The organism is Paenarthrobacter sp. NEAU-H11 (assembly GCF_050573415.1).
Classification (GTDB): Bacteria; Actinomycetota; Actinomycetes; order Actinomycetales; family Micrococcaceae; genus Arthrobacter.
In genome coordinates this window covers 35347-54564 of the sequence record NZ_JBNZGA010000006.1, presented here as the reverse complement: position 1 = coordinate 54564, position 19218 = coordinate 35347, and the positions used below count along the sequence as shown (strand labels likewise).

The 19218-nt window shown below is 65.4% G+C and carries 15 protein-coding genes and 1 tRNA gene; 6 read left to right on the top strand and 10 right to left on the bottom strand.

What is annotated here, in order from left to right; translation table 11 throughout:
- Window positions 1-64: 64 nt before the first annotated feature.
- From sucD to ACQ3DC_RS09445, 6 genes are all read right to left on the bottom strand, one after another.
- Complete coding sequence (gene sucD, locus ACQ3DC_RS09470) at window positions 65-967, bottom strand: succinate--CoA ligase subunit alpha (RefSeq protein WP_157239019.1); 903 nt, start codon at window positions 965-967, stop codon at window positions 65-67.
- Between the two features lie 11 nt (window positions 968-978).
- Window positions 979-2148, bottom strand: a complete 1170-nt coding sequence (gene sucC / locus ACQ3DC_RS09465) for an ADP-forming succinate--CoA ligase subunit beta (protein ID WP_321215419.1) — start codon at window positions 2146-2148, stop codon at window positions 979-981.
- Window positions 2149-2371: 223 nt separating this feature from the next.
- A complete protein-coding gene (locus ACQ3DC_RS09460; protein ID WP_321215418.1) occupies window positions 2372-3082 on the bottom strand; it encodes a hypothetical protein in 711 nt (236 codons plus the stop codon).
- Between the two features lie 18 nt (window positions 3083-3100).
- Window positions 3101-4411 (bottom strand): glycosyltransferase, encoded by a 1311-nt coding sequence (locus ACQ3DC_RS09455; protein ID WP_430752070.1) that lies wholly within the window; start codon window positions 4409-4411, stop codon window positions 3101-3103.
- Window positions 4412-4534: 123 nt separating this feature from the next.
- Complete coding sequence (pcrA, locus tag ACQ3DC_RS09450) at window positions 4535-7072, bottom strand: DNA helicase PcrA (protein WP_421092227.1); 2538 nt, start codon at window positions 7070-7072, stop codon at window positions 4535-4537.
- Window positions 7073-7190: 118 nt separating this feature from the next.
- A complete protein-coding gene (locus ACQ3DC_RS09445; protein WP_157239022.1) occupies window positions 7191-8021 on the bottom strand; it encodes an inositol monophosphatase family protein in 831 nt (276 codons plus the stop codon).
- A gap of 32 nt (window positions 8022-8053) precedes the next feature.
- On the opposite strand from ACQ3DC_RS09445, the gene ACQ3DC_RS09440 reads away from it, so the two are divergent.
- The gene (locus ACQ3DC_RS09440; RefSeq protein ID WP_421092207.1) at window positions 8054-8683 is read left to right on the top strand and encodes a hypothetical protein; all 630 of its coding nucleotides are present in this window, start codon (window positions 8054-8056) and stop codon (window positions 8681-8683) included.
- Here the strand turns inward: ACQ3DC_RS09440 and ACQ3DC_RS09435 are convergent.
- The gene (locus ACQ3DC_RS09435) at window positions 8676-9431 is read right to left on the bottom strand and encodes a DUF998 domain-containing protein (RefSeq protein WP_157239024.1); all 756 of its coding nucleotides are present in this window, start codon (window positions 9429-9431) and stop codon (window positions 8676-8678) included. The genes ACQ3DC_RS09440 and ACQ3DC_RS09435 overlap by 8 nt on opposite strands.
- A gap of 82 nt (window positions 9432-9513) precedes the next feature.
- On the opposite strand from ACQ3DC_RS09435, the gene ACQ3DC_RS09430 reads away from it, so the two are divergent.
- The 3 genes from ACQ3DC_RS09430 (at window position 9514) to ACQ3DC_RS09420 (ending at window position 10510) form a co-directional block, all read left to right on the top strand.
- Window positions 9514-9586: transfer RNA gene (locus ACQ3DC_RS09430), tRNA-Arg, on the top strand.
- 1 nt (window position 9587) lies between these two features.
- Complete coding sequence (locus ACQ3DC_RS09425; protein WP_430752069.1) at window positions 9588-10076, top strand: DUF6314 family protein; 489 nt, start codon at window positions 9588-9590, stop codon at window positions 10074-10076.
- Window positions 10073-10510: an NUDIX hydrolase gene (locus ACQ3DC_RS09420; protein WP_430752068.1), complete on the top strand. Its 438-nt coding sequence runs from the start codon at window positions 10073-10075 to the stop codon at window positions 10508-10510. Before ACQ3DC_RS09425 ends, ACQ3DC_RS09420 begins: the two co-directional genes overlap by 4 nt.
- Here ACQ3DC_RS09420 and ACQ3DC_RS09415 read toward each other — a convergent pair.
- Window positions 10507-12420, bottom strand: a complete 1914-nt coding sequence (locus ACQ3DC_RS09415) for an ABC transporter ATP-binding protein (RefSeq protein ID WP_157239027.1) — start codon at window positions 12418-12420, stop codon at window positions 10507-10509. The genes ACQ3DC_RS09420 and ACQ3DC_RS09415 overlap by 4 nt on opposite strands.
- Window positions 12417-14087, bottom strand: coding sequence for an ABC-F family ATP-binding cassette domain-containing protein (locus ACQ3DC_RS09410; RefSeq protein WP_321215412.1), 1671 nt, complete (start codon window positions 14085-14087; stop codon window positions 12417-12419). The genes ACQ3DC_RS09415 and ACQ3DC_RS09410 overlap by 4 nt, the downstream gene beginning before the upstream one ends.
- 249 nt (window positions 14088-14336) lie before the next feature.
- Here ACQ3DC_RS09410 and ACQ3DC_RS09405 point away from each other — a divergent pair, with 249 nt between their 5' ends.
- Both ACQ3DC_RS09405 and ACQ3DC_RS09400 read left to right on the top strand, forming a co-directional pair.
- Complete coding sequence (locus ACQ3DC_RS09405) at window positions 14337-15071, top strand: hypothetical protein (protein WP_157239029.1); 735 nt, start codon at window positions 14337-14339, stop codon at window positions 15069-15071.
- A complete protein-coding gene (locus tag ACQ3DC_RS09400; RefSeq protein ID WP_421092208.1) occupies window positions 15068-15805 on the top strand; it encodes a hypothetical protein in 738 nt (245 codons plus the stop codon). Before ACQ3DC_RS09405 ends, ACQ3DC_RS09400 begins: the two co-directional genes overlap by 4 nt.
- A 219-nt stretch (window positions 15806-16024) precedes the next feature.
- Here the strand turns inward: ACQ3DC_RS09400 and ACQ3DC_RS09395 are convergent, their stop codons facing one another.
- On the bottom strand, window positions 16025-19075 hold the full coding sequence (locus tag ACQ3DC_RS09395) for an alpha-mannosidase (protein ID WP_430752067.1): 3051 nt from the start codon (window positions 19073-19075) through the stop codon (window positions 16025-16027).
- Window positions 19076-19218: the final 143 nt, after the last annotated feature.

Here is a 19218-nt window from a genome sequence, read left to right as displayed (position 1 = left end):
CTCCGCGCCCAATCCAGGGGATGGATCGGGCCGGGAGTGACCCCGCGTTGTTTGTTACTGGGAGTTAGAGCGCTGCGTAGACTTCGCGCAGCAGCTTGGCGGTTTCGGACGGCGTCTTGCCGACCTTCACGCCAGCGGCTTCCAGGGCTTCCTTCTTGGCCTGGGCGGTTCCGGCGGAACCGGAAACGATGGCCCCGGCGTGACCCATGGTCTTGCCTTCGGGAGCGGTGAAGCCGGCAACGTAGCCGACGACCGGCTTGGTGACGTTGGCCTTGATGAAGTCGGCTGCACGCTCTTCGGCGTCGCCGCCGATTTCGCCGATCATCACGATCGCCTTGGTCTCGGGGTCAGCCTCGAACGCGGCCAGGGCGTCAATGTGCGTGGTGCCGATGATGGGGTCGCCGCCGATGCCGATGGCGGTGGAGAAGCCCAGGTCCCGCAGTTCGTACATCATCTGGTAGGTCAGGGTTCCGGACTTGGAAACCAGGCCGATGGGACCCTTGCCCGTGATGTTGGCCGGGGTAATGCCGACCAGCGCCTCGCCGGGGGTGATGATGCCGGGGCAGTTCGGTCCGATGATGCGGGTGACCTGGTTGCCGTCGGCGTCCACCTTGGACTGGGCCAGCGCCCAGAACTCGGCGGAGTCCTGGACCGGCACGCCTTCGGTGATCACAACGACCAGGCCGATGCCGGCCTCGATGGCTTCGACCACGGCGCTCTTGGTGAACGCCGGCGGCACGAAGACGATGGAGACGTCAGCGCCGGTTTCCGCCATGGCTTCCTTGACGGTGCCGAAGACGGTGATTTCCTTGTCGCCGTGCAGGACGGTGGTGCCGGCCTTGCGGGCGTTGACGCCGCCCACGATGTTGGTGCCGGCCTTGAGCATCAGGGCGGTGTGCTTGGTGCCTTCGCCGCCGGTGATGCCCTGGACGATGACCTTGGAGTCCTTGTTCAGATAGATAGACATGGTGCGTCCCTTTACTTAGCTGCGTTGGCGAGCTCGGCTGCCTTGTCGGCGCCCTCGTCCATGGTTGCGGCCAGGGTAACCAGCGGGTGGTTCGCCTCGACCAGGATGCGGCGGCCTTCCTCAACGTTGTTGCCGTCAAGGCGGACTACCAGCGGCTTGTTCGCGGAGTGGCCCAGCTCGGCCAGTGCACCGACGATGCCCTTGGCTACCGCGTCACAGGCGGTGATGCCGCCGAAGACGTTCACGAAGACGGACTTGACCTGCTCATCGCCGAGGATGACGTCCAGGCCGGCGGCCATGACCTCTGCGGATGCTCCGCCACCGATGTCCAGGAAGTTGGCGGGCTTCACGTTGCCGTGGTTCTCCCCGGCGTAGGCGACGACGTCCAGGGTGGACATCACCAGGCCTGCACCGTTGCCGATAATGCCCACTTCGCCGTCGAGCTTGACGTAGTTGAGGTCCTGCGCCTTTGCCTTGGCCTCAAGCGGGTCAGCAGCGTCTTTGTCCTCGAGGAGGGCGTGCTTTGCGTGGCGGAACTCGGCGTTCTCGTCGAGCGAGACCTTGCCGTCGAGGGCGACGATTTCGCCGGCGCCGGTCTTGACCAGCGGGTTGACCTCCACCAGGGTGGCGTCTTCCTTCTTGAAGACGTCCCAGAGCTTGAGGATCACTGCGGCGACCTTGCCGCGGAGTTCCTCAGCGAAGCCTGCGGCTGCGACGATTTCGTCGGCCTTTGCCTGGTCGATGCCCACGGCGGGGTCGATGGCGATCTTGGCGAGCGCCTCGGGGCGTTCGACGGCGAGCTGTTCGATTTCCATGCCGCCCTCAACCGAGCACATGGCCAGGTAGTTGCGGTTGGCCCGGTCCAGCAGGACGGAGAAGTAGTACTCCTCGGCAATGTCCGCACCCTGGGCAATCATCACCTTTTTGACGGTGTGGCCCTTGATGTCCATGCCCAGGATGTTGGTGGCGTGTTCAAGTGCCTCATCCGCGGACTTTGCCACCTTGACGCCGCCGGCCTTGCCGCGGCCGCCAGCCTTGACCTGTGCTTTAACGACAGTAACGCCGCCGATCTTCTCGGCAGCTGCCTTTGCTTCTTCTGGGGTGTACGCCACGATGCCAGCAAGCACGGGTACACCGTGCGCCTCGAACATATCGCGCGCCTGGTATTCAAACAGGTCCACGGTTTAGTGTCCTTCTACGTCGAAGTAGTTTCTGTACAGTCGGACACCATCGCAAGACGATGACCGGGCTGCGGAATTGCACGCACCGGCGGCCTGTCGGAAACGAGCCACGCGGCGTGATGCTCCACTGGGAACTCTAGTCCTTTGGGAGGACCGGCCCGTCCCAGACTACCCCTTATGTGAGTAAGGACACTATTCTATGAAGCGTAGAAAAACCGCGGAATTACGGGGTTTTTGAGGCCCCTGCCGTCGCCGCCGGGGGGCTTGCGGCCGGTCCTGCGATCAGTTCGTAATGATCCGGCGACACGAAAAAACCGACCCCTGCGGACACGTTTCCGCACGCTACGCCGCCGTTATAGGCAGAGCAGCGCAGCCCATTGCGTTCGAGGATTTTCCCGTCCGCCAGGACAGTCAGCTGCGCCAGCGGTCCTGCCTTGCTGCCCCGGGGGCCGTACGCTGCCTCCATTTGTGTGACGCCGGAACGGCACTCGCCATACGTTGCGGCGTCAGGCGTCAGCAGCGCAACGCCGCCCAGGTAGCCGAGGTTCGTTGCCGCACAGTCGTCTGCCACGTCTTCCGTTTGCGGCTTGGGGTACCTGGCCAGTTCGCAGTGGGCCACCGGCACAATGGCCAGCTTGTTGTTTTCGCTGTCGCTGAAGCTGTTCTGCTCATAAGGGAGGTTGATGTGCGGCCCGCGGGCAGCCGTGAGGGAGCATGCCACAGTTCGGTCTTCCGTGATGAACGAAACAACGCCATCAGCTCCGCCGGAGTAGTCCTCCGGGTCAACCAGCGCTGCCTGCTCCAGCTGTTGCATTGGTGGCAGCGGCGGCGGTGCTACATACCCGCGGTCTTCCACCGTCACCGCGCACCCTGTGGCACCCAGCAGGAAAAGGGCGGCGAGCATCCCCCAAACAGTCCGTCGCATGGGCTCCATTATGCTTCACCGCGGCCTTCATTCTGCCCGCAGGCCGGCCGCCTTTTCTACGACGCCGGCAGCAACAGCGGCGGGATCCCCGGCGGCAAACTGGTCACGCATGTTCCCTGCCCGGGCCCGCCAGGCAGGATCCGAGAGAATTTCGCGCACTGCTTTGGCGATCCGGGATGGTCTGGGCCGTTCGGTTTTCAGGCTGATACCAACGCCCGCATACTCCACCCGGGCGTTGACGTCGCTCTTGCCCTCGTTGATTCCGGACACCACCATGGGCACTCCCTTGGACAGGCTGAGCTGCACTCCGCCAAAGCCGCCGTTGGTAATGAAGACGTCCGTGAAATCCAGGACATTCGCGAAATCCACGAAATCGCGGACAACAATGTTGGGCTGCGGGTAGCGGGACTTGAGGGCTTCTGTTCCACGCCCACCGGTGGCAACGATCACCAAAGCGTCCATGTCCTTTACCGCCTCCAGCGCCGGAACAATGAGCTTGTCCTGGTCCACGTTGTCCACCGTTCCCTGGGTCACCAGCAACGTGCGCGGGTACTGCGGCCACGGTTCCGCCACCTGCGCCTCATCACCGGATGCCTGCGCTGCAGTTCCCGGCAGCCTGTAGGGCAGGAGTGCCCCCACATAATGCACCGCGGGATTCCTGTTCCGCCGCGGGAAGTCCAGCGCTTCCGGCCCGGTCTGGATCACTGCCTTTGAAGTGTTGTAGGGCTCGTCCGTCAGCCGACCGCGCTTCGGGACGTTCTGGCCGTAAGCCGCAAGCTGGCGGCGGTAGCTGAGGCCGGCGGGCCGGAGAATCACCTTATCGGACAGGACGCCCGCGGCGGCCTGGACGGATCTCTCCACCGCGTTGCGAGGGGGCTTGAAACCGAAGAAGAGCGGGGGTACCTGCGGGTCGCTTTCCATGTTGGGAATGGCAACGAAGTTCACCAGCGGTTTACCCATCAGGTGCGAGACGAGGCGGTGGACAAACATGGAGCTGTCAACCACGGCCACGTCAAAGGAGAAGTCCTGTTCCAGTTCGCGGATGTCCTCGAAGAAGTTGCTGACGTTACTGGCGAAGATCTTTTCCCCGTCGAACCCGATAGCCCGCGGGCCTTTGAGCTTGGCGCGTTCGGGGTACAGCTCGAACAGGTTGTCCGCCCGGTGCTCAATGGCCCGCTTGAAAGGCATGAGCGGAACGTCCAGTTCCCGGAGTTTTTGGCTGAAGACAGGACCGGTGTACCACGCGACTTCATGGCCGCGTTCTTTGAGGCATACGGCAACACCCGTCATGGGATTGAAATGCCCGTCTATTGCCTGGCTGGCGAAAAGGATTTTCATTGGACCTGCTCCGACTGGTCCTGCGGCTGCTGCGGGACGGTCCCTGAACCTTAGCCCTGGGCCCCGGCACCGGCAAGGGGTATGGTTCCTTGCCCGTGAAGGGGTGAGCGGCTTATGCGACTGTCAGGCATCGAGCTTTGTCAGCGGGGCGTAGCGCAGCAGCAGCCGCTTCTCGCCGACGTCGAACTTCACCTTGGCCACTGTCTTGTCCCCCGCTCCCTCAAGCGCCAGGACTGTTCCGTTGCCGAAGCTGGTGTGGTTGACCTTGTCCCCAACGCTGACCGCCACAATTTCCTTTTGCGGCTGAACGCGGTTCCGCGCGATGGCGGCGGGAACATCCGCATTGAAGCCGGCCGAGGCATCAGCCGACGCACCGCGCGCGGTTCCCGCGCCCCAGAAGGACCCGCTGTAGCGGTTGGAGCCGATGGAACCGCTGCTCCCCCAGCCGCCCTGCCTGCTGGTCCCTTCGCGCTTCCACTCCAGGAGTTCGGCGGGAATCTCCTCGAGGAACTGGCTGGCCGGGTTGTACTGGCTCTGCCCCCACATGCTGCGGACCTCGGAGCGGGTGACATAGAGCCGTTTCCGCGCGCGGGTTAGGCCCACATAGGCAAGCCGGCGTTCCTCGGCCAGTTCCTTGGGGTCCGTGGCTGAGCGCTGATGGGGAAACAGTCCATGTTCCATGCCGGTCAGGAACACCACCGGGAACTCGAGGCCCTTCGCGGTGTGCAGTGTCATCAGCGTGACTACGCCCAGCCGTTTGGCTTCCGCCACGGCGGCATCAATGTCTGCTCCCGGCGCGTCAGGGATCTGGTCTGCGTCTGCCACCAGCGAGACCTGTTCCAGGAAGGCGCCCAGCGACCCTTCCGGGTTCTCCTGCTCATACTCACGGACGACGGCGACGAGTTCCGCCAGGTTTTCCACCCGCGACTCGTCCTGCGGGTCAGTGCTGGAGCGCAGCGCGGCAAGGTAGCCGGTCTGCTCCAGGACTGCCTCCAATGCCGCTGCGGCGCCTGAACCGGCAGCCACCTCGGCGAGGTCATCCAGCAGCTTCACAAAACCGAGGACGGCGTTCACGGACCGGGTTGCCATTCCCGGAGCCTGGTCAGCACGGCGTGCAGCGTCCATAAAGGAGGTCCGCTCGCGCTGGGCCAGTGCCGCTACGGCGCCTTCGGCCCGGTCACCGATGCCCCTTTTCGGTTCGTTAAGCACCCGGCGGAGGTTGACGTCGTCGTCCGGGTTGACCAGGACGCGCAGGTAGGCGAGGGCGTCCTTGATCTCCTTGCGCTCGTAGAAGCGCGTGCCGCCCACCACCTTGTAGGGCAGGCCCACGCGGACCAGGACGTCTTCGATGGAGCGGGACTGGGCATTGGTGCGGTAGAAAATGGCGACATCGCCGGGACGGAGGTTGTCTTCGTCCTGGAGCCGGTCAATCTCCTTGGCAATGAACTGGGCTTCGTCGTGCTCGTTCTCGCCCACATAACCGATGATTTTGTGGCCGTCCCCCTCCGCCGTCCACAGCCGCTTCTCGGGACGGTTCGGGTTCCTTGAGATGACGGAGTTCGCTGCGCTGAGAATGTTCTGGGTGGAACGGTAATTCTGCTCCAGCTTGATGGTCCGGGCTTCGGGATAGTCCTTTTCGAACTCGACGATGTTGCGGATGTCGGCGCCGCGGAATGCGTAGATGGACTGATCGGAATCACCCACGACCGTCAGCGCTGACGCACCCGGACCTTCCCCCACGATTTCCCGGACCAGCGCGTACTGGGCATGGTTGGTGTCCTGGTATTCGTCCACAAGCACATGCCTGAACCGGCGCCGGTAGGACTCAGCAAGCGCGGGGAAAGCCCGGAACATGTAGACGGTCTCCGCGATGAGGTCGTCAAAGTCCATGGCATTCGCCTGGCGCAGCCGCTGGGTATAGCCCTTGAAGACATCGGCTACGGCCTGCTCGAAAGGATCGTTGTAGTTCGCGGCAGAGGCGTACGAGTCAGCATCGATGAGTTCGTTCTTCAAGGCGGAAATCTTGTGCTGGATGGCCTTGGGCGCGAACTTCTTGGGATCCAGGTCCAGGGCTTTGGATACTTGAGTGACGAGCCGGAGCGAGTCCGCGGAGTCGTAGATGGAGAAGTTCGACTTCAGGCCAACATTTGCCGCCTCCTGCCGAAGGATGCGAACGCAGGATGAATGGAACGTGGAAATCCACATGATCTTGGCACGTCCGCCCACGAGCTTTTCGATGCGTTCCCGCATTTCCGCCGCGGCCTTGTTCGTGAAGGTGATGGCCAGGATTTCGCCGTGGTGGGCACGTCCGGTGGCGATCAGGTAGGCGATCCTGTTGCTAAGCACACGGGTCTTACCCGAACCGGCGCCGGCCACGATCAGCAGGGCGGGCCCGACGTGTTTGACCGCTTCTTCCTGCTGCGGGTTCAACCCCTCCAGGAGCTGGGCTGCGTCCGGCCTGCGATTGCCGTGGCGATGCCCCTCCCCGTGCTGAGCATCAGGCTCGTGGTTGCTGCCCGCAAGGCCCGCACCTGGCCGGTTCTCCCAGGGCGCAGAACCGCCAGGACCAGCCGCCGTAGCGCCGTCAGGGCGCGACTTGGTGCGGGAAGCCGCTGCGGAAGCGGCCTTGAACGGTCCGTCAGAGTACGGGTCAAACAACATATCCATGGTGCCTACAAGTCTAGGCGGTGGGGCCGACAGCCAGTTCCAGGCTGTGGATTACGGGGCTTTATCCACATAGCGCTGAGGGGTCGTGCCGTGCCTGGGCTGTGGCATGCCCCTAGGCCACCGAACCTGACGCGAGGGCCGCACGCAACTCGCGTACCGCCGTCGCGCCTCCTGCCATGAACCATTCCAGCCCGTTCACGCGCACGGTGTCCACAGCACCTCCGGCGGCCCGCACGATCGCCTTGCCGGGCAGCCAGTCCCATTCCGGGCAGCTGTGCTGGAACCAGCAGCCGATCTGCCCATCCGCTACCCTGCCAAGGTCGCAGGAGCCGGAGCCGAGCATCCGCAGGGCAGCGGCCGATGTTGCCGCCGCATGCCAGGGCATGGCGCAGAGGGGGTCCATCAGCCAGCTGGGATGGATATAGGTGGCCGCCCCCAGCTCGGCAACGGCGGTCGCGTTCCGCTCTCCCCTGTTGTCGTGGAAAACCGTCAGCTGTTCGCCGTTCAGGGTGGCGGGGTGCGACCGTCCACCCAGCCAGAGCTTGTCCTCCTCCGGCTGGAAGATGGCGCCCAGCACCACGTCGGACTGGTCTTTCAGGGCGATGGCCGAGCACCAGTATGTGGAGCCGTGCAGGAAGTTGTAGGTGCCGTCCACGGGATCAATCACCCAGGTGCGGCCGCTGCTGCCCTGCACCGACGCGCCTTCCTCACCCAGGATGCCGTCCTGGGGCCGGCAGCGCTGCAGCTGCTCAAGGACATAGGCTTCCGCTGCATGGTCGGCCGCTGTCACGACATCCGAGATGGACGTCTTCTGCTGCGACTGCAGGCCTGCCATCCGCATCAGGAGCGCCAATTGGCCGGCCTCGCGCACCAAGGCGGCCGCAAGCTGATAGTCGTCAAGTGAAGGGTCAAGTTCAACAGCGCTGTGCCGGCCAATGGTCATGGCTTCAGTTTATGGGGCGCGATAATGGTGCCATGGCCAAGACACCTGCCCAGCGGATCAAGAAGCACGGTTCCAGGGCGGCGGTACCCCAGCACCACCTCCCGCCCGTGGTGAACCCCACCACGGCCCGTACCCCGCAAAAAGCCCAAAGCAACAGCAACCTCATCCTCATCGCGGGCGTCGTGGCCAGCCTGTTCCTTTTCTGGTACCTGCACCTGCTGACCCTGGACCAGCTCCGGCAACTCTCCGGCGGCCTGGCCATGCCGGACTCCCTCATTGGCGGTTTCGACCCCTCCTACGTCGGCACGCTGCAGGCCGCCATGGACGCGGACGCCCGCGGTCAGCTCAACTACGTGCACAAGACGGCGGGCACCCTGTTTCCGCTGATCTTCGGGTTCACGTGGCTGCTGCTGATCGGCACGAACGTTGCCCGGAAGGCGCTGCGCTGGGCGCTTTGGGCTCTCCCGCTGCTCTTCGTCGTGGTGCGGCTCTGGGCAAACGTGGCTATCGACGGCATGCTGGGAGCAGAAACACCCGACGCCGGCCAGGTTGCCCTTGCATCCGGCCTCACCGTTGCCGGCTGGGTCCTGCTGGTCCTGAACCTGCTCGCGGGCGCTGCCGCAGTCGTCCTCGGTACCCGGAAGCCGAAGGCAGCTAGCTGACCGCAGCCCGGGCCCGGACCTCCTTGCGGTGCCGGTGCACGCGGTGCGCAATCACCAAGCCTGCGGTGGCCATGCCCACCGTGACCGGGTAGCCCATCAGCCGCTCCAGCGTGCCCGGCTCCGGCACGTCCATGCGCGTCAGCCCGCCGGTTACCAAAGCAGCGGAGGAAACAGCGCCGCAGGCCAGGATGAACCAGGCGAAAGCGGTCTTCCGCAGCCAAAGGACGCCCAGCACCAACAGGGCGGCCGCCCCGGTGAGGAAGTACACCACAGCGCCCACGAGGTGCCAGCTGGAGCCCGCATCCTCCGGCACCAGTCCCACGATTACAGTCCCGGCCCCGGCCGCCCCGGTCAGGATCCGCACCCAGACAGCCGCCATCCAGGGCCGCCGCCGCGGCAGTGCCCATAGATCCGCCCGGGCCGCCACGCACAGCAGCCCGGAGGTCAGCAAAACAGCACCCAGCAGCATCCCCAGGCCCTGGACCACGAACGAGGCGTTCATCAGCCAGTTCAGCGGGGAACACACCTGGCGGCCGTCATAAATTCCGCAGTTCAGTGCCCCGAGGTCGCTGATATAGCCGGTCCGGAGGTCGTAGGCGGCGGGTCCTGCCCACGCTCCGATCACTGCCGCCTCTGCCGCGAAATATTGCAGCACGCTCAGGACGGACCACGCGCCGATGTACTGCCGTGTGGAGGTGGTGTCCGGAATGAAGGCGAAGGCTGGGGCGGCGGACGGCGCTGAACTCATGCCTTGAGCGTAGTACGGCCCCGCACCTTGTATGCTTGTATCCGTGTCCGGCCGGACTGGCCCGCCGATCCTACGGACGCAAGCCCTCGTAGCTCAGTGGATAGAGCACGGCTCTCCTAAAGCCGGTGTCGTTGGTTCGATTCCAATCGAGGGCACTTGAACGATCCTTCCCCGGAGTTCCAGCTTCGCGCCTACCTCCTTGGCACCAACGGGCCCGCCCGCGCCGCAGAGGCGGGACGGTGGGCCGTCCAGCGGGACCTGCTGGACCGCGCGGAGGGCACGCGCGGCACCTTTTCCGGCGTCGTGCATTTTGCTCCCACGGACGACGACGGCCTGGCCCTTCGCGAGGAAGGCACCATGCGCTGGCCATCCTTTACAGGCCCCGCCTCCCGCGAGTACCTGCTGAAAAGTACAGCCCGCCCGGACGCACTGGACGTCTTTTTCCCGGACGGCCGCCCCTTCCACACCATGAGTTTCACGCCGGAGGCCAACCTGGACCAGCACTGGTGCGATCCCGACACCTACCGCGTCGCCTACACCTACGGGGACGCCAACAGCTTCAGCTACACGTGGGACGTGAAGGGCCCAAAGAAGGACCTGCTGCTGGCCTCGCATCTGGTCCGGATCCCGGGCGTTGCCGCATGAAGGACCGCATTGTGGTCTCCGCCGTCTGCGTGTTCGACGACGCCGGCCGGCTCCTCACGGTGAGGAAGCGCGGCACGGCAATGTTCATGCACCCGGGCGGGAAGCCGGAGGCCGGCGAAACAGCTGTCCAGGCGGCAGCCCGGGAGCTGGCTGAAGAAGTTGGCATCGTCCTCGACCCGCGTGATCTGCAGCTGATGGGCGTCTGGATTGCCGATGCCGCGAACGAGGCCGCCACTGATATTGAAGCCACCGTCTTCACTGCGCCGGGCACGTGGGCGGCCCGCCCCTCGGCGGAGATCGAAGAAATCCGCTGGCTGGACCTGGCTGCCCTGGGCAGCGGCACGGAACCCGTCGAAGACCTGGCACCGCTCCTGACGGACCACATCCTGCCCGAGCTCGCCGCCAGGCCGGGCAGCGCTCCCTTGGGAGCCTAGAACTCCGGAACTGCTTCCTGGGCTACTGCCGTGGCCTCGTTGAACTGCGTCCGGTAAAGCTCGGCGTACCGCCCTTCGGCAGCAAGCAGTTCGGTGTGGGTCCCGCGTTCCACGATCCGGCCGTCCTCCACTACCAGGATGGCGTCCGCGGCCCGGACCGTGGACAGTCGGTGCGCAATCACGACGGCGGTGCGCCCCTCGAGCGCGGCCCCCAGGGCCGCCTGTACGGCCGCTTCGTTGGTGGAGTCAAGGGCAGCCGTTGCTTCATCGAGGATGACCACCCGCGGCTGGGCGATAAGCAGCCGCGCAATGGTGAGGCGCTGCCGTTCACCGCCCGAAAGCCGGTAGCCGCGCTCCCCCACCACGGTGTCCAGCCCGTCCGGCAGGGAACGGATCATGGTTTCCAGTCTGGCCTGCCGGATGGCCTCCCACATGTCCGCTTCCGTGGCATCCGGCCTGGCAAGCCGAAGGTTGGAGGCGATGGATTCGTGGAAGAGGTGGCCGTCCTGCGTGACCATGCCCAAGGTCTGCCGCATGGAGTCGAAGGTCAGGTCGCGGACATCCACCCCGGCGCCCCGCTCCACGCCGCCGAAACGGACGGCGCCGGAATCCACATCGTAGAGCCGGGCCAGCAGCTGCGCGATGGTCGACTTGCCGGCGCCGGAGGAGCCCACCAGCGCCACGGTCTGCCCGGGCTCCACCCGGAAACTGATACCGTGCAGGACTTCCTCCCCGCCGCGGGTGTCAAGGATGGAGACGTCTTCGAGTGAAGCCAGGGAGACCTTGTCCGCAGAGGGGTAGGAGAAGCGGACGTTGTCGAACTCCACCGAGAGCGGGCCGCGCGGCGATTCCACCGCATCCGGCTTTTCCCGGATGAGCGGCTTGAGGTCCAGGATCTCGAACACGCGCTCAAAGCTGACCAGGGCGCTCATGATTTCCACCCGGGCATTGGAGAGTGCGGTCAGCGGGGCGTAGAGCCGGGTAAGCAGCAAAGCCAGCACAACAACGTCGCCTGCGGCGAGTTGGCCTCCGAGCGCCAGCCATCCGCCCAGGCCGTAGACCAGGGCGAGAGCCAGTGCGGAGACCAGGGTCAGTGCCGTGACAAAGGTGAACTGGAGCATTGCCGTGCGGACGCCGATGTCCCGCACCCGGCCGGCCCGGAGGGCGAATTCGCGGGATTCTTCGTCCGGGCGGCCGAAGAGCTTTACCAGCGTGGCGCCGGGGGCGGAGAAACGCTCCGTCATCTGCGTGCCCATGGTGGCGTTGTGTTCGGCGGCCTCGCGGCGCAGCTCCGCCAGCCTGGAACCCATCCGGCGGGCCGGGATCAGGAAGATCGGAAGCAGGATCATGGCCAGCACAGTCACCAGCCAGGACTTGTTCAGCATCACCACCAGCGTCAAGGCCAGCGCCACCACGTTGCTGACCACGCCGGAGAGCGTGCCGGCGAAAGCCGACTGCGCGCCGATCACATCGTTGTTGAGCCGGCTGACCAGCGCGCCGGTGCGGGTGCGCGTGAAGAACGCTATCGGCATCTTCTGCACGTGGTCGAAAACCTTGGTGCGCAGGTCCAGGATCACGCCCTCACCGATCGAAGAGGACAGCCAGCGCGTCACCAGTCCAAGCCCGGCTTCTGCCACGGCTGCGACCGCGATCAGCACCGCCAGCCATATCACCGTTCCGGCGTCCGCCTTCGCGATGATCGCGTCGACCACCTGGCCTGCGAGCACGGGTGTGGCCACCGCAAGGACCGCCATCACGATGGACAGCAGCACAAAGGCGGTGAGCTTTCCGCGATGCGGCCGGGCGAAGCCGAACACGCGCTTGAGGAGCTCCTTGGAGAACGGCTTGGAGCCGTTCGTAGCGCGGGCGATGTTGTAGAGGGAGCTCCAGGCCACCCGGTCCATACTCATTTTCTGGTGCCTTTCGGGGCGCTGGCGCCCGGCATTTCCGTAATGACGCCGTTATCCACATTCCAACGTACATCCAGCCGCACGTTTTCCAGGAGCCGCCGGTCGTGGGTCACCAAAAGCAGCGCACCATCGTAGCTTTCCAGGGCCTCCTCCAGCTGCTCGATGGCGGGAAGGTCAAGGTGGTTGGTGGGCTCGTCCAGGACCAGGAGGTTCACGCCGCGGGCCTGCAGCAGCGCGAGCGCGGCCCGGGTCCGCTCGCCCGGCGACAGGGAGTCGACGGTCCGGGACGTGTGGTCCGCCCTTAGGCCGAACTTGGCAAGCAGGGTGCGGACCTCGGCCGCGGTCAGATCCACCAGGACTGCCTCGACGGCGTCAGCCAGGGTCAGGTTGCCGGCCAGCAGCCCGCGGGCCTGGTCAATCTCGCCAATGGCAACGGAGGCCCCCATGGCGGCACTGCCGGAATCGGGCTCGATGCCGCCCAGCAGCAGCCGCAGCAGGGTGGACTTCCCGGCACCGTTGGGTCCGGTAATGCCAATCCGCTCCCCCGCGTTGAGCTGGAGGTTGACGGGTCCCAGGGTGAAGCCGCCCTGCCGGACCACGGCATCGCGGAGCGTCGCAACCACGGAACTGGAGCGGGGTGCCTTGCCGATGGAGAACTGGAGCTGCCATTCTTTCCGCGGTTCTTCCACCACATCCAGCCTTGCAATGCGGGACTCCATCTGCCGCACTTTCTGGGCCTGCTTCTCTGAAGACTCGGTGCTGGCGGCGCGCCGGATCTTGTCATTGTCCGGGCTCTTTTTCATGGCATTCCGGACGCCCTGGGAGCTCCATTCGCGCTGGGTCCGGGCCCGGGACACCAGGTCGGCCTTGGTGGCCGCAAACTCCTCGTACTTTTCGCGGGCGTGCCGCCGGGCAACGGCGCGTTCCTCGAGGAAGGCGTCATAGCCGCCGTCGTAAACGGCCACGGCATTCTGCGCCAGGTCCAGTTCCACCACCGTGGTGACACAGCGGGCCAGGAACTCGCGGTCGTGGCTCACCAGCACAGCACCGCCACGCAGGCCTTTGACGAAGTCCTCGAGCTTGTCGAGGCCCTCCAGGTCAAGGTCATTGGTGGGTTCATCCAGCAGCACCACGTCAAACCGGCTCAGGAGCAGCGCAGCCAGCGCAACCCGCGCGGCCTGCCCGCCGGAAAGGGCCGTCATGGCCGCATCCGGGCCGGTCTCCAGCCCAAGGTCCGCCAATACCGCTGGAAGCCGGTCGTCCAGGTCGGCCGCACCCGAAGCCATCCACCGGTCGAAAGCCAGTGCATAGGCATCATCGGCTCCCGGGGCACCTGCTCCGAGCGCCTCCGCCGTGGCTTCCATGTCGGCCGTGGCCTGTGCACAACCCGTGCGCCGCGCAATGTACCCCGCAACGGTTTCACCCGGCACCCGTTCATGCTCCTGGGGAAGCCACCCCACGAAAGCGTCGGCAGGGGCAAGACTGACCGAGCCGTCCTGAGGCTCGTCCACGCCCGCCAGAAGCCGGAGCAGCGTCGACTTCCCGGCTCCGTTGGCACCCACCACGCCCACTACGTCCCCGGGCGCGACGGTCAGGGAAAGCCCGGAGAAAAGCTGCCGGTGGTCATGACCGCCGGAAACGTCCTTGGCTACAAGGGTTGCAGTCATTGATCCATCCTTTCGCCGCTGTTGCGCAGCGTCTTTTCTGCCTAAAACCGGCCGGCAGGGCCATGCCGATTGCCCGGGAGGAAGGTGCGCGGGCCGCAGGACATGAAAGAACCCGCTGGTCCGGACTTGGGGGGTGTACGGACCAACGGGCTCGACCATCAAGCATAGTCGAAACGGCTGCGCGGGTAAAACCGGGACTCAAGGGGCAGGCTAAAATCAACGAAACACCCGTTCTGCAGAGAGCCCTCCATGACCATCCCCGCCAAGGCGTTCCAGCGCTGGCTGCAAGGCATTGCGCCGGACGCCAGCACGGCAGATGTCTGCAGGATCTCCGGGATCAAGCGGACCACGCTCGCCCAGCAGCTGGTCCGCGGGAAAGTCGCCGTGGGCACTGTCGTGAGCATCAGCCGCGCCTACGGCGTCAATCCTGTTGCGGCCCTCGCCACCTTCGAGGCCTACCGGGACCTGGCCGGTCCCCTGCCTCCGCCCACCCGGTGTGAGCTGGTGAGCCAGATTTCCACGGCCGACCTCCTGCAGGCACTGCTGGCGCGGCCGGCGATGGAAGCAGCCGCCCCCGGGAAGGAACCCCTGCCGCTCTCTGCGGCGCCGCATTCCACTTCGGTCAAGAACTGGGTTGATGCAATCGACGACGGCGAACTGCGGCACCGCGTATCGGCTGCCACGGGGGTTGCGCCCCAGAACTACTCTGCCCAGCTGACCGCGAACCGGCTGTCCCCTGAACTGGCCATAGCCACGTCCCTCGCCGCGGGCGTCGGACCCACAGGCGGGCTGGTGGCTACCGGCCTCATCACGGAGGAAGAGGCCGGTTGGCCGGCCGGCGCCCGGCAGCGGGCCTTGGACAGCCTGTCCGACGGCGACCTCACCGCCTTGGCCGGCGACAGGCTGCAGGCACTGGGCAAGGTACTGCGGCGCCAGGAGCAAGACCAGGCGCAGACCGAAAAGATCTGGGAGAACCTGGGATGATCGAAATTCTTCAGTGGTCCACTCTTGCCATCTGCGGCCTTGTTGCGGCTGCCCGCCTCCCCAGCGCCCTGCGCGGCGAGAACAGGTCGCTCTTCTATATCTTCGCCCTGATGACCGCAGCCATCCTCTTGAGCATCGAGGCGCCGTACGTAGCCATCGACCAGGCGTTGGGCGGCATCAACCTTGCCAACCTGCTGCTGCGCTTCATCATCTTTGCCGCCATCTATTTCATCGGGATACGCGTCACGCGCGGCTTCGGTGCTGAAGGCGCGTACCGGCTCATCACGGGAAAGGCCGGCATGATGGTGCTGGCGGTCGTTTCGCTGGTGATGACAGCGGTGTTCTTCATGATGGACACCACCGGTTCATCGGCGGGACTGTCGGCACCGTCGGTCAGAAACCAGCACAACGCCATCCTGGCCCAGTACTACGGTGCCGCCGGCCGCGCCTACCCCGCATATGTAGGCCTCGTCCTGCTGCCCGCCATGGTGCGGGCAGTCCGGAGCCGGCTGCCGGCGCTGGTGCGGGTGGCAGCCGCCCTTCTTGCCCTGGGCGGCGTGGCGATTGGCCTCAGCCTGCTGTTTCCCCTGGTGCCTCCGGGATGGGGCGCCATCATGTTCGTGGTCAACTACACCGCCGTGCTGTGTTACGTGGTTGGGCTGGCGCTGATCTGGGCGGCGCGGGTGCGCAGCGGCAGGCCTTTGTCCACCAAAAGGACATATACCGAAAAGTAACAAAGCGGGCTTTCACAAAAACATTAGAATGTGAAACAATCATGAATGTGTGAAGGTGGAGCGCATGGCGTTTGCGAACGGGGATATTTCTTGAACGCTTGCGTTCCGGGGGCCTTCGCACGCATTGGGGGGATGAGTGGTGGCGGGACGTTGGGGACCGCCCCCACTCAGCCTATTTAACGCTGTTTTCGGGGCGCCAAGCCCCCCCGCCCCTCATGCTCATTTAGGGGCCGGGCGAGTCTCCCTGGCAAGCCTGAGGGTCACCAGCTGGAACGGCCGCAGAACCAGATCCGCTCCGTCCCGGCACGTTTCCACTCCGGGTGCGGGGACCGGGCGCTCCAGCAAGTCGACGGCAGTGACGCGCCGCACCGGAAAGTTCGCCGTGAGCTTCCCCGCAGAGCGCTCGCCCAGTGACTCGTACAGGCGGACAACCACGTCGCCGGACCCGTCCTCGGCCAGCTTGACCGCTTCAATGACCAGCGCAGGATTCGTCACGGAGAAGAGCGGTTCCACCGGCGAAGCGCCGCGGACCAGCCGGGGCACGAGGTTGGTCCGGTAGCCTTCCTCCACGGCATCGGCAATACCGGCTCCCGGACGGATGGTGACGGTGAGTTCATGAAGCCCGCGGTCGGCGTCGGGATCCGGGAACTTCGGGGCGCGCAGCAGTGAGAGCCGCACGGTAGTGGTGGTGCCGCCGTCGGACTCCCTGATGCTCCGCGTGACATCGTGCCCGTAGGTGGAGGAGTTGGAAATGGCCACGCCGTACCCCGGCTCGGCCACGTGGATCCACCGGTGTGCGCAGATTTCGAACTTTGCCGTTTCCCAGGACGTATTGGTGTGCGTGGGCCGGAAGACGTGGCCGAACTGCGTCTCCGCCGCAGACCTCTCCGCCCGGACATCCAGGGCGAACCCGAGCTTGAGCAGCTTTTCGCGTTCCTGCCAGGCCACGGATGTGGTGATGGAAAGGGACGGGCTGCCGGCCGCAAGGCTGATGTGCTGCGTAACGGGGGACGCGCCGGCAAGCCGCTCCACCGTGACGACAGCCTCTGCCCCTTCCCGGCTCAACCGCACGGATGCCGCCTGGGTCAGCGGCGTGACGTTGCGCCGGTAGAACCCGTCGATGTCCCAGGCGTCCCATTCGTTGGGCGTGTCCCGGTGCAGTTCGAGGAGGTTGCCGCGCTGGCCCGGCGCAATGGCTTCGCGGCCGGTGGCATGATCCACCAATGACGTGAGAAGCCCGCTACCGTCCAGCACCGCGCGGATGACGCCGTTGTCCATGATGTAGCCGCCGTCATGGGCCTTGGCATGGACCTGTCCGGCCGGCGCGGCAGGTTCGCCCGCAGCCAGGGCGGGAACGCCGGCCCTGGCATGCGGCGCTGCGTTCAGCAGGAAGGTCCGCTCGCCGTTGCCCAGCGTGGCGGCGGCAGCCTGGCTGATGATTGCTTCAAGGGCTTCACCGATTGCCTGGTAGTTGCGCTCGGCATCCTGGTGCACCCAGGCAATGGCGCTGCCCGGAAGGATGTCATGGAACTGCTGCAGCAGCACCAGCTGCCACAGCCGCTTGAGCTCAGCGGCCGGGTAGGCGTATCCGCCGCTGGCACGGACCGCGGCCGTGGTGCACCACAGTTCGGCCTCCCGCAGCAGGTGCTCACTGCGCCTGTTGCCCTTCTTTGTCCTGGCCTGGCTGGTGTAGGTTCCGCGGTGCAGTTCGAGGTACATCTCGCCAACCCAGACAGGCAGGACGGGGTAGTCTTCCTCCGCCTGCGTGAAAAAGCTCTCGGCCGAGCCGATCCGGACCTTGGGCGAGCCTTCCAGGTTGGCGGCGCGCGACGCTGCCGCCAGCATTTCCCGCGTTGGTCCGCCACCGCCGTCGCCGTAGCCGAACGGCACCAGGGACACGGTGCCGCGCCCATGGTCCCGGTAGTTGCGTTCCGCGTGTGCAAGTTCGCGGCCGGTCAGCTCCGAGTTGTAGGTGTCTACCGGCGGGAAGTGGGTGAAGAGCCTGGTGCCGTCAATGCCCTCCCAGTTGAAGGTGTGGTGGGGAAACTTGTTGGTTTGGTTCCAGGAGATCTTTTGGGTCAGGAACCAGCGGCTGCCGGCAGACTTGACGATCTGCGGCAGCGCAGCAGAGTAGCCAAATGAATCAGGCAGCCAGGCTTCGTGGCACTCAACGCCGAATTCCGCCATGAAGAAGCCCTTGCCCTCCACGAACTGGCGTGCCATGGCCTCACCGCCGGGCATATTGGTGTCCGACTCGACCCACATTCCGCCCACGGGGACAAACTGGCCAGAGCGGACCTTCTCGCGGATACGGCTGAACAGTTCAGGGTAGAGCTCCTTGATCCAGGCCAGCTGCTGCGCGGAGGAGCAGGAGAACACAAAGTCCGGGTTTTCATCCATCAGGGACACCACGTTGGAGAAGGTCCGTGCACACTTGCGGACCGTCTCTCGCACCGGCCAGAGCCAGGCGGAGTCGATGTGCGCGTGGCCGGTGGCCACCAGCTGGTGGGCTGAGGCATAGGCCGGCCGGGCCAGTACTTCGGCAAGTGCTTCACGTCCCGCTGCGGCGGTGCCGGGAACATCGTCCGGGTCCATGACGTCCATCATGCGTTCAAGGGCGCGGAGGATCTCATGCCGCCGCGGCAGTTCCAGCGGCAGTTCCGCCATCAGGCCGGAAAGGGTCCGGATATCCTGCTGGAGTTCCCAGACCGCCTGGTTCAGTTCCGCAATGGCGATGTTCCCCAGCCGGTACTGCGGCGCCGTCCCGGCCGTGGATTTGTCACCGTACGGCATGGGGGCGAAGGTCCAGCCCTGCGCGACGTCCGGGTTCGCGGCGGCTTCCACGTAGAAGTCCACCGCCATGCCGCCACCCAGCAGCTTCAGCGGTATGTACTGGTTCCTGGGCGAGACAGCCTTGATGGTGGTTCCGTCCGGACGCCAGGCCAGGCCTTCGCACTGGAAGCCGGGAATTTCGGTGGTGAACCCGAGGTCCACGAGCACTTCAACAGTGGTGTCCGGCCCGGTGCCCCACGATTCGGGGACTTCGCCCTGGAGCCGGAGCCATTTGGTCCCCCAGGGCTTCCCCCAGGGAGCCCCGTGTTCCTGGGGCTGGAAGTCCTGCCGCATTGCCTCCAGCGCGGGGACTGGCTCATCGGGCGCATCCCAGCTGCTCAGGGTAAGGGGAAGGCTCCGGCCGTAGACCGCCGGGCTAATCCGTTCACGCACGAACCTTTGGAGGCGGACTTCCGTTATCCGGCGGTCGTCATGCAATGTGGGCCCTCTTCAGCGGTTGGGACTGGACCATGCTGTCCATTCGATGGATAAATCTACCCGCTGGTAGCCCGTTAACCAACCCTTTCGGAAAACGCATCCCGGACGCTGACCTGCGCGCAAGTCAAGCTTACGACGGCGGC

What these genes read in the sequence shown, in the direction of transcription:
- sucD (WP_157239019.1), bottom strand. Translation starts at nt 967, where the DNA reads ATGTCTATCTATCTGAACAAGGACTCCAAGGTCATCGTCCAGGGCATC.
- ACQ3DC_RS09460 (WP_321215418.1), bottom strand. Translation starts at nt 3,082, where the DNA reads ATGGAGCCCATGCGACGGACTGTTTGGGGGATGCTCGCCGCCCTTTTC.
- ACQ3DC_RS09455 (WP_430752070.1), bottom strand. Translation starts at nt 4,411, where the DNA reads ATGAAAATCCTTTTCGCCAGCCAGGCAATAGACGGGCATTTCAATCCC.
- pcrA (WP_421092227.1), bottom strand. Translation starts at nt 7,072, where the DNA reads ATGTTGTTTGACCCGTACTCTGACGGACCGTTCAAGGCCGCTTCCGCA.
- ACQ3DC_RS09445 (WP_157239022.1), bottom strand. Translation starts at nt 8,021, where the DNA reads ATGACCATTGGCCGGCACAGCGCTGTTGAACTTGACCCTTCACTTGAC.
- ACQ3DC_RS09440 (WP_421092207.1), top strand. Translation starts at nt 8,054, where the DNA reads ATGGCCAAGACACCTGCCCAGCGGATCAAGAAGCACGGTTCCAGGGCG.
- ACQ3DC_RS09435 (WP_157239024.1), bottom strand. Translation starts at nt 9,431, where the DNA reads ATGAGTTCAGCGCCGTCCGCCGCCCCAGCCTTCGCCTTCATTCCGGAC.
- ACQ3DC_RS09420 (WP_430752068.1), top strand. Translation starts at nt 10,073, where the DNA reads ATGAAGGACCGCATTGTGGTCTCCGCCGTCTGCGTGTTCGACGACGCC.
- ACQ3DC_RS09415 (WP_157239027.1), bottom strand. Translation starts at nt 12,420, where the DNA reads ATGAGTATGGACCGGGTGGCCTGGAGCTCCCTCTACAACATCGCCCGC.
- ACQ3DC_RS09410 (WP_321215412.1), bottom strand. Translation starts at nt 14,087, where the DNA reads ATGACTGCAACCCTTGTAGCCAAGGACGTTTCCGGCGGTCATGACCAC.
- ACQ3DC_RS09405 (WP_157239029.1), top strand. Translation starts at nt 14,337, where the DNA reads ATGACCATCCCCGCCAAGGCGTTCCAGCGCTGGCTGCAAGGCATTGCG.
- ACQ3DC_RS09400 (WP_421092208.1), top strand. Translation starts at nt 15,068, where the DNA reads ATGATCGAAATTCTTCAGTGGTCCACTCTTGCCATCTGCGGCCTTGTT.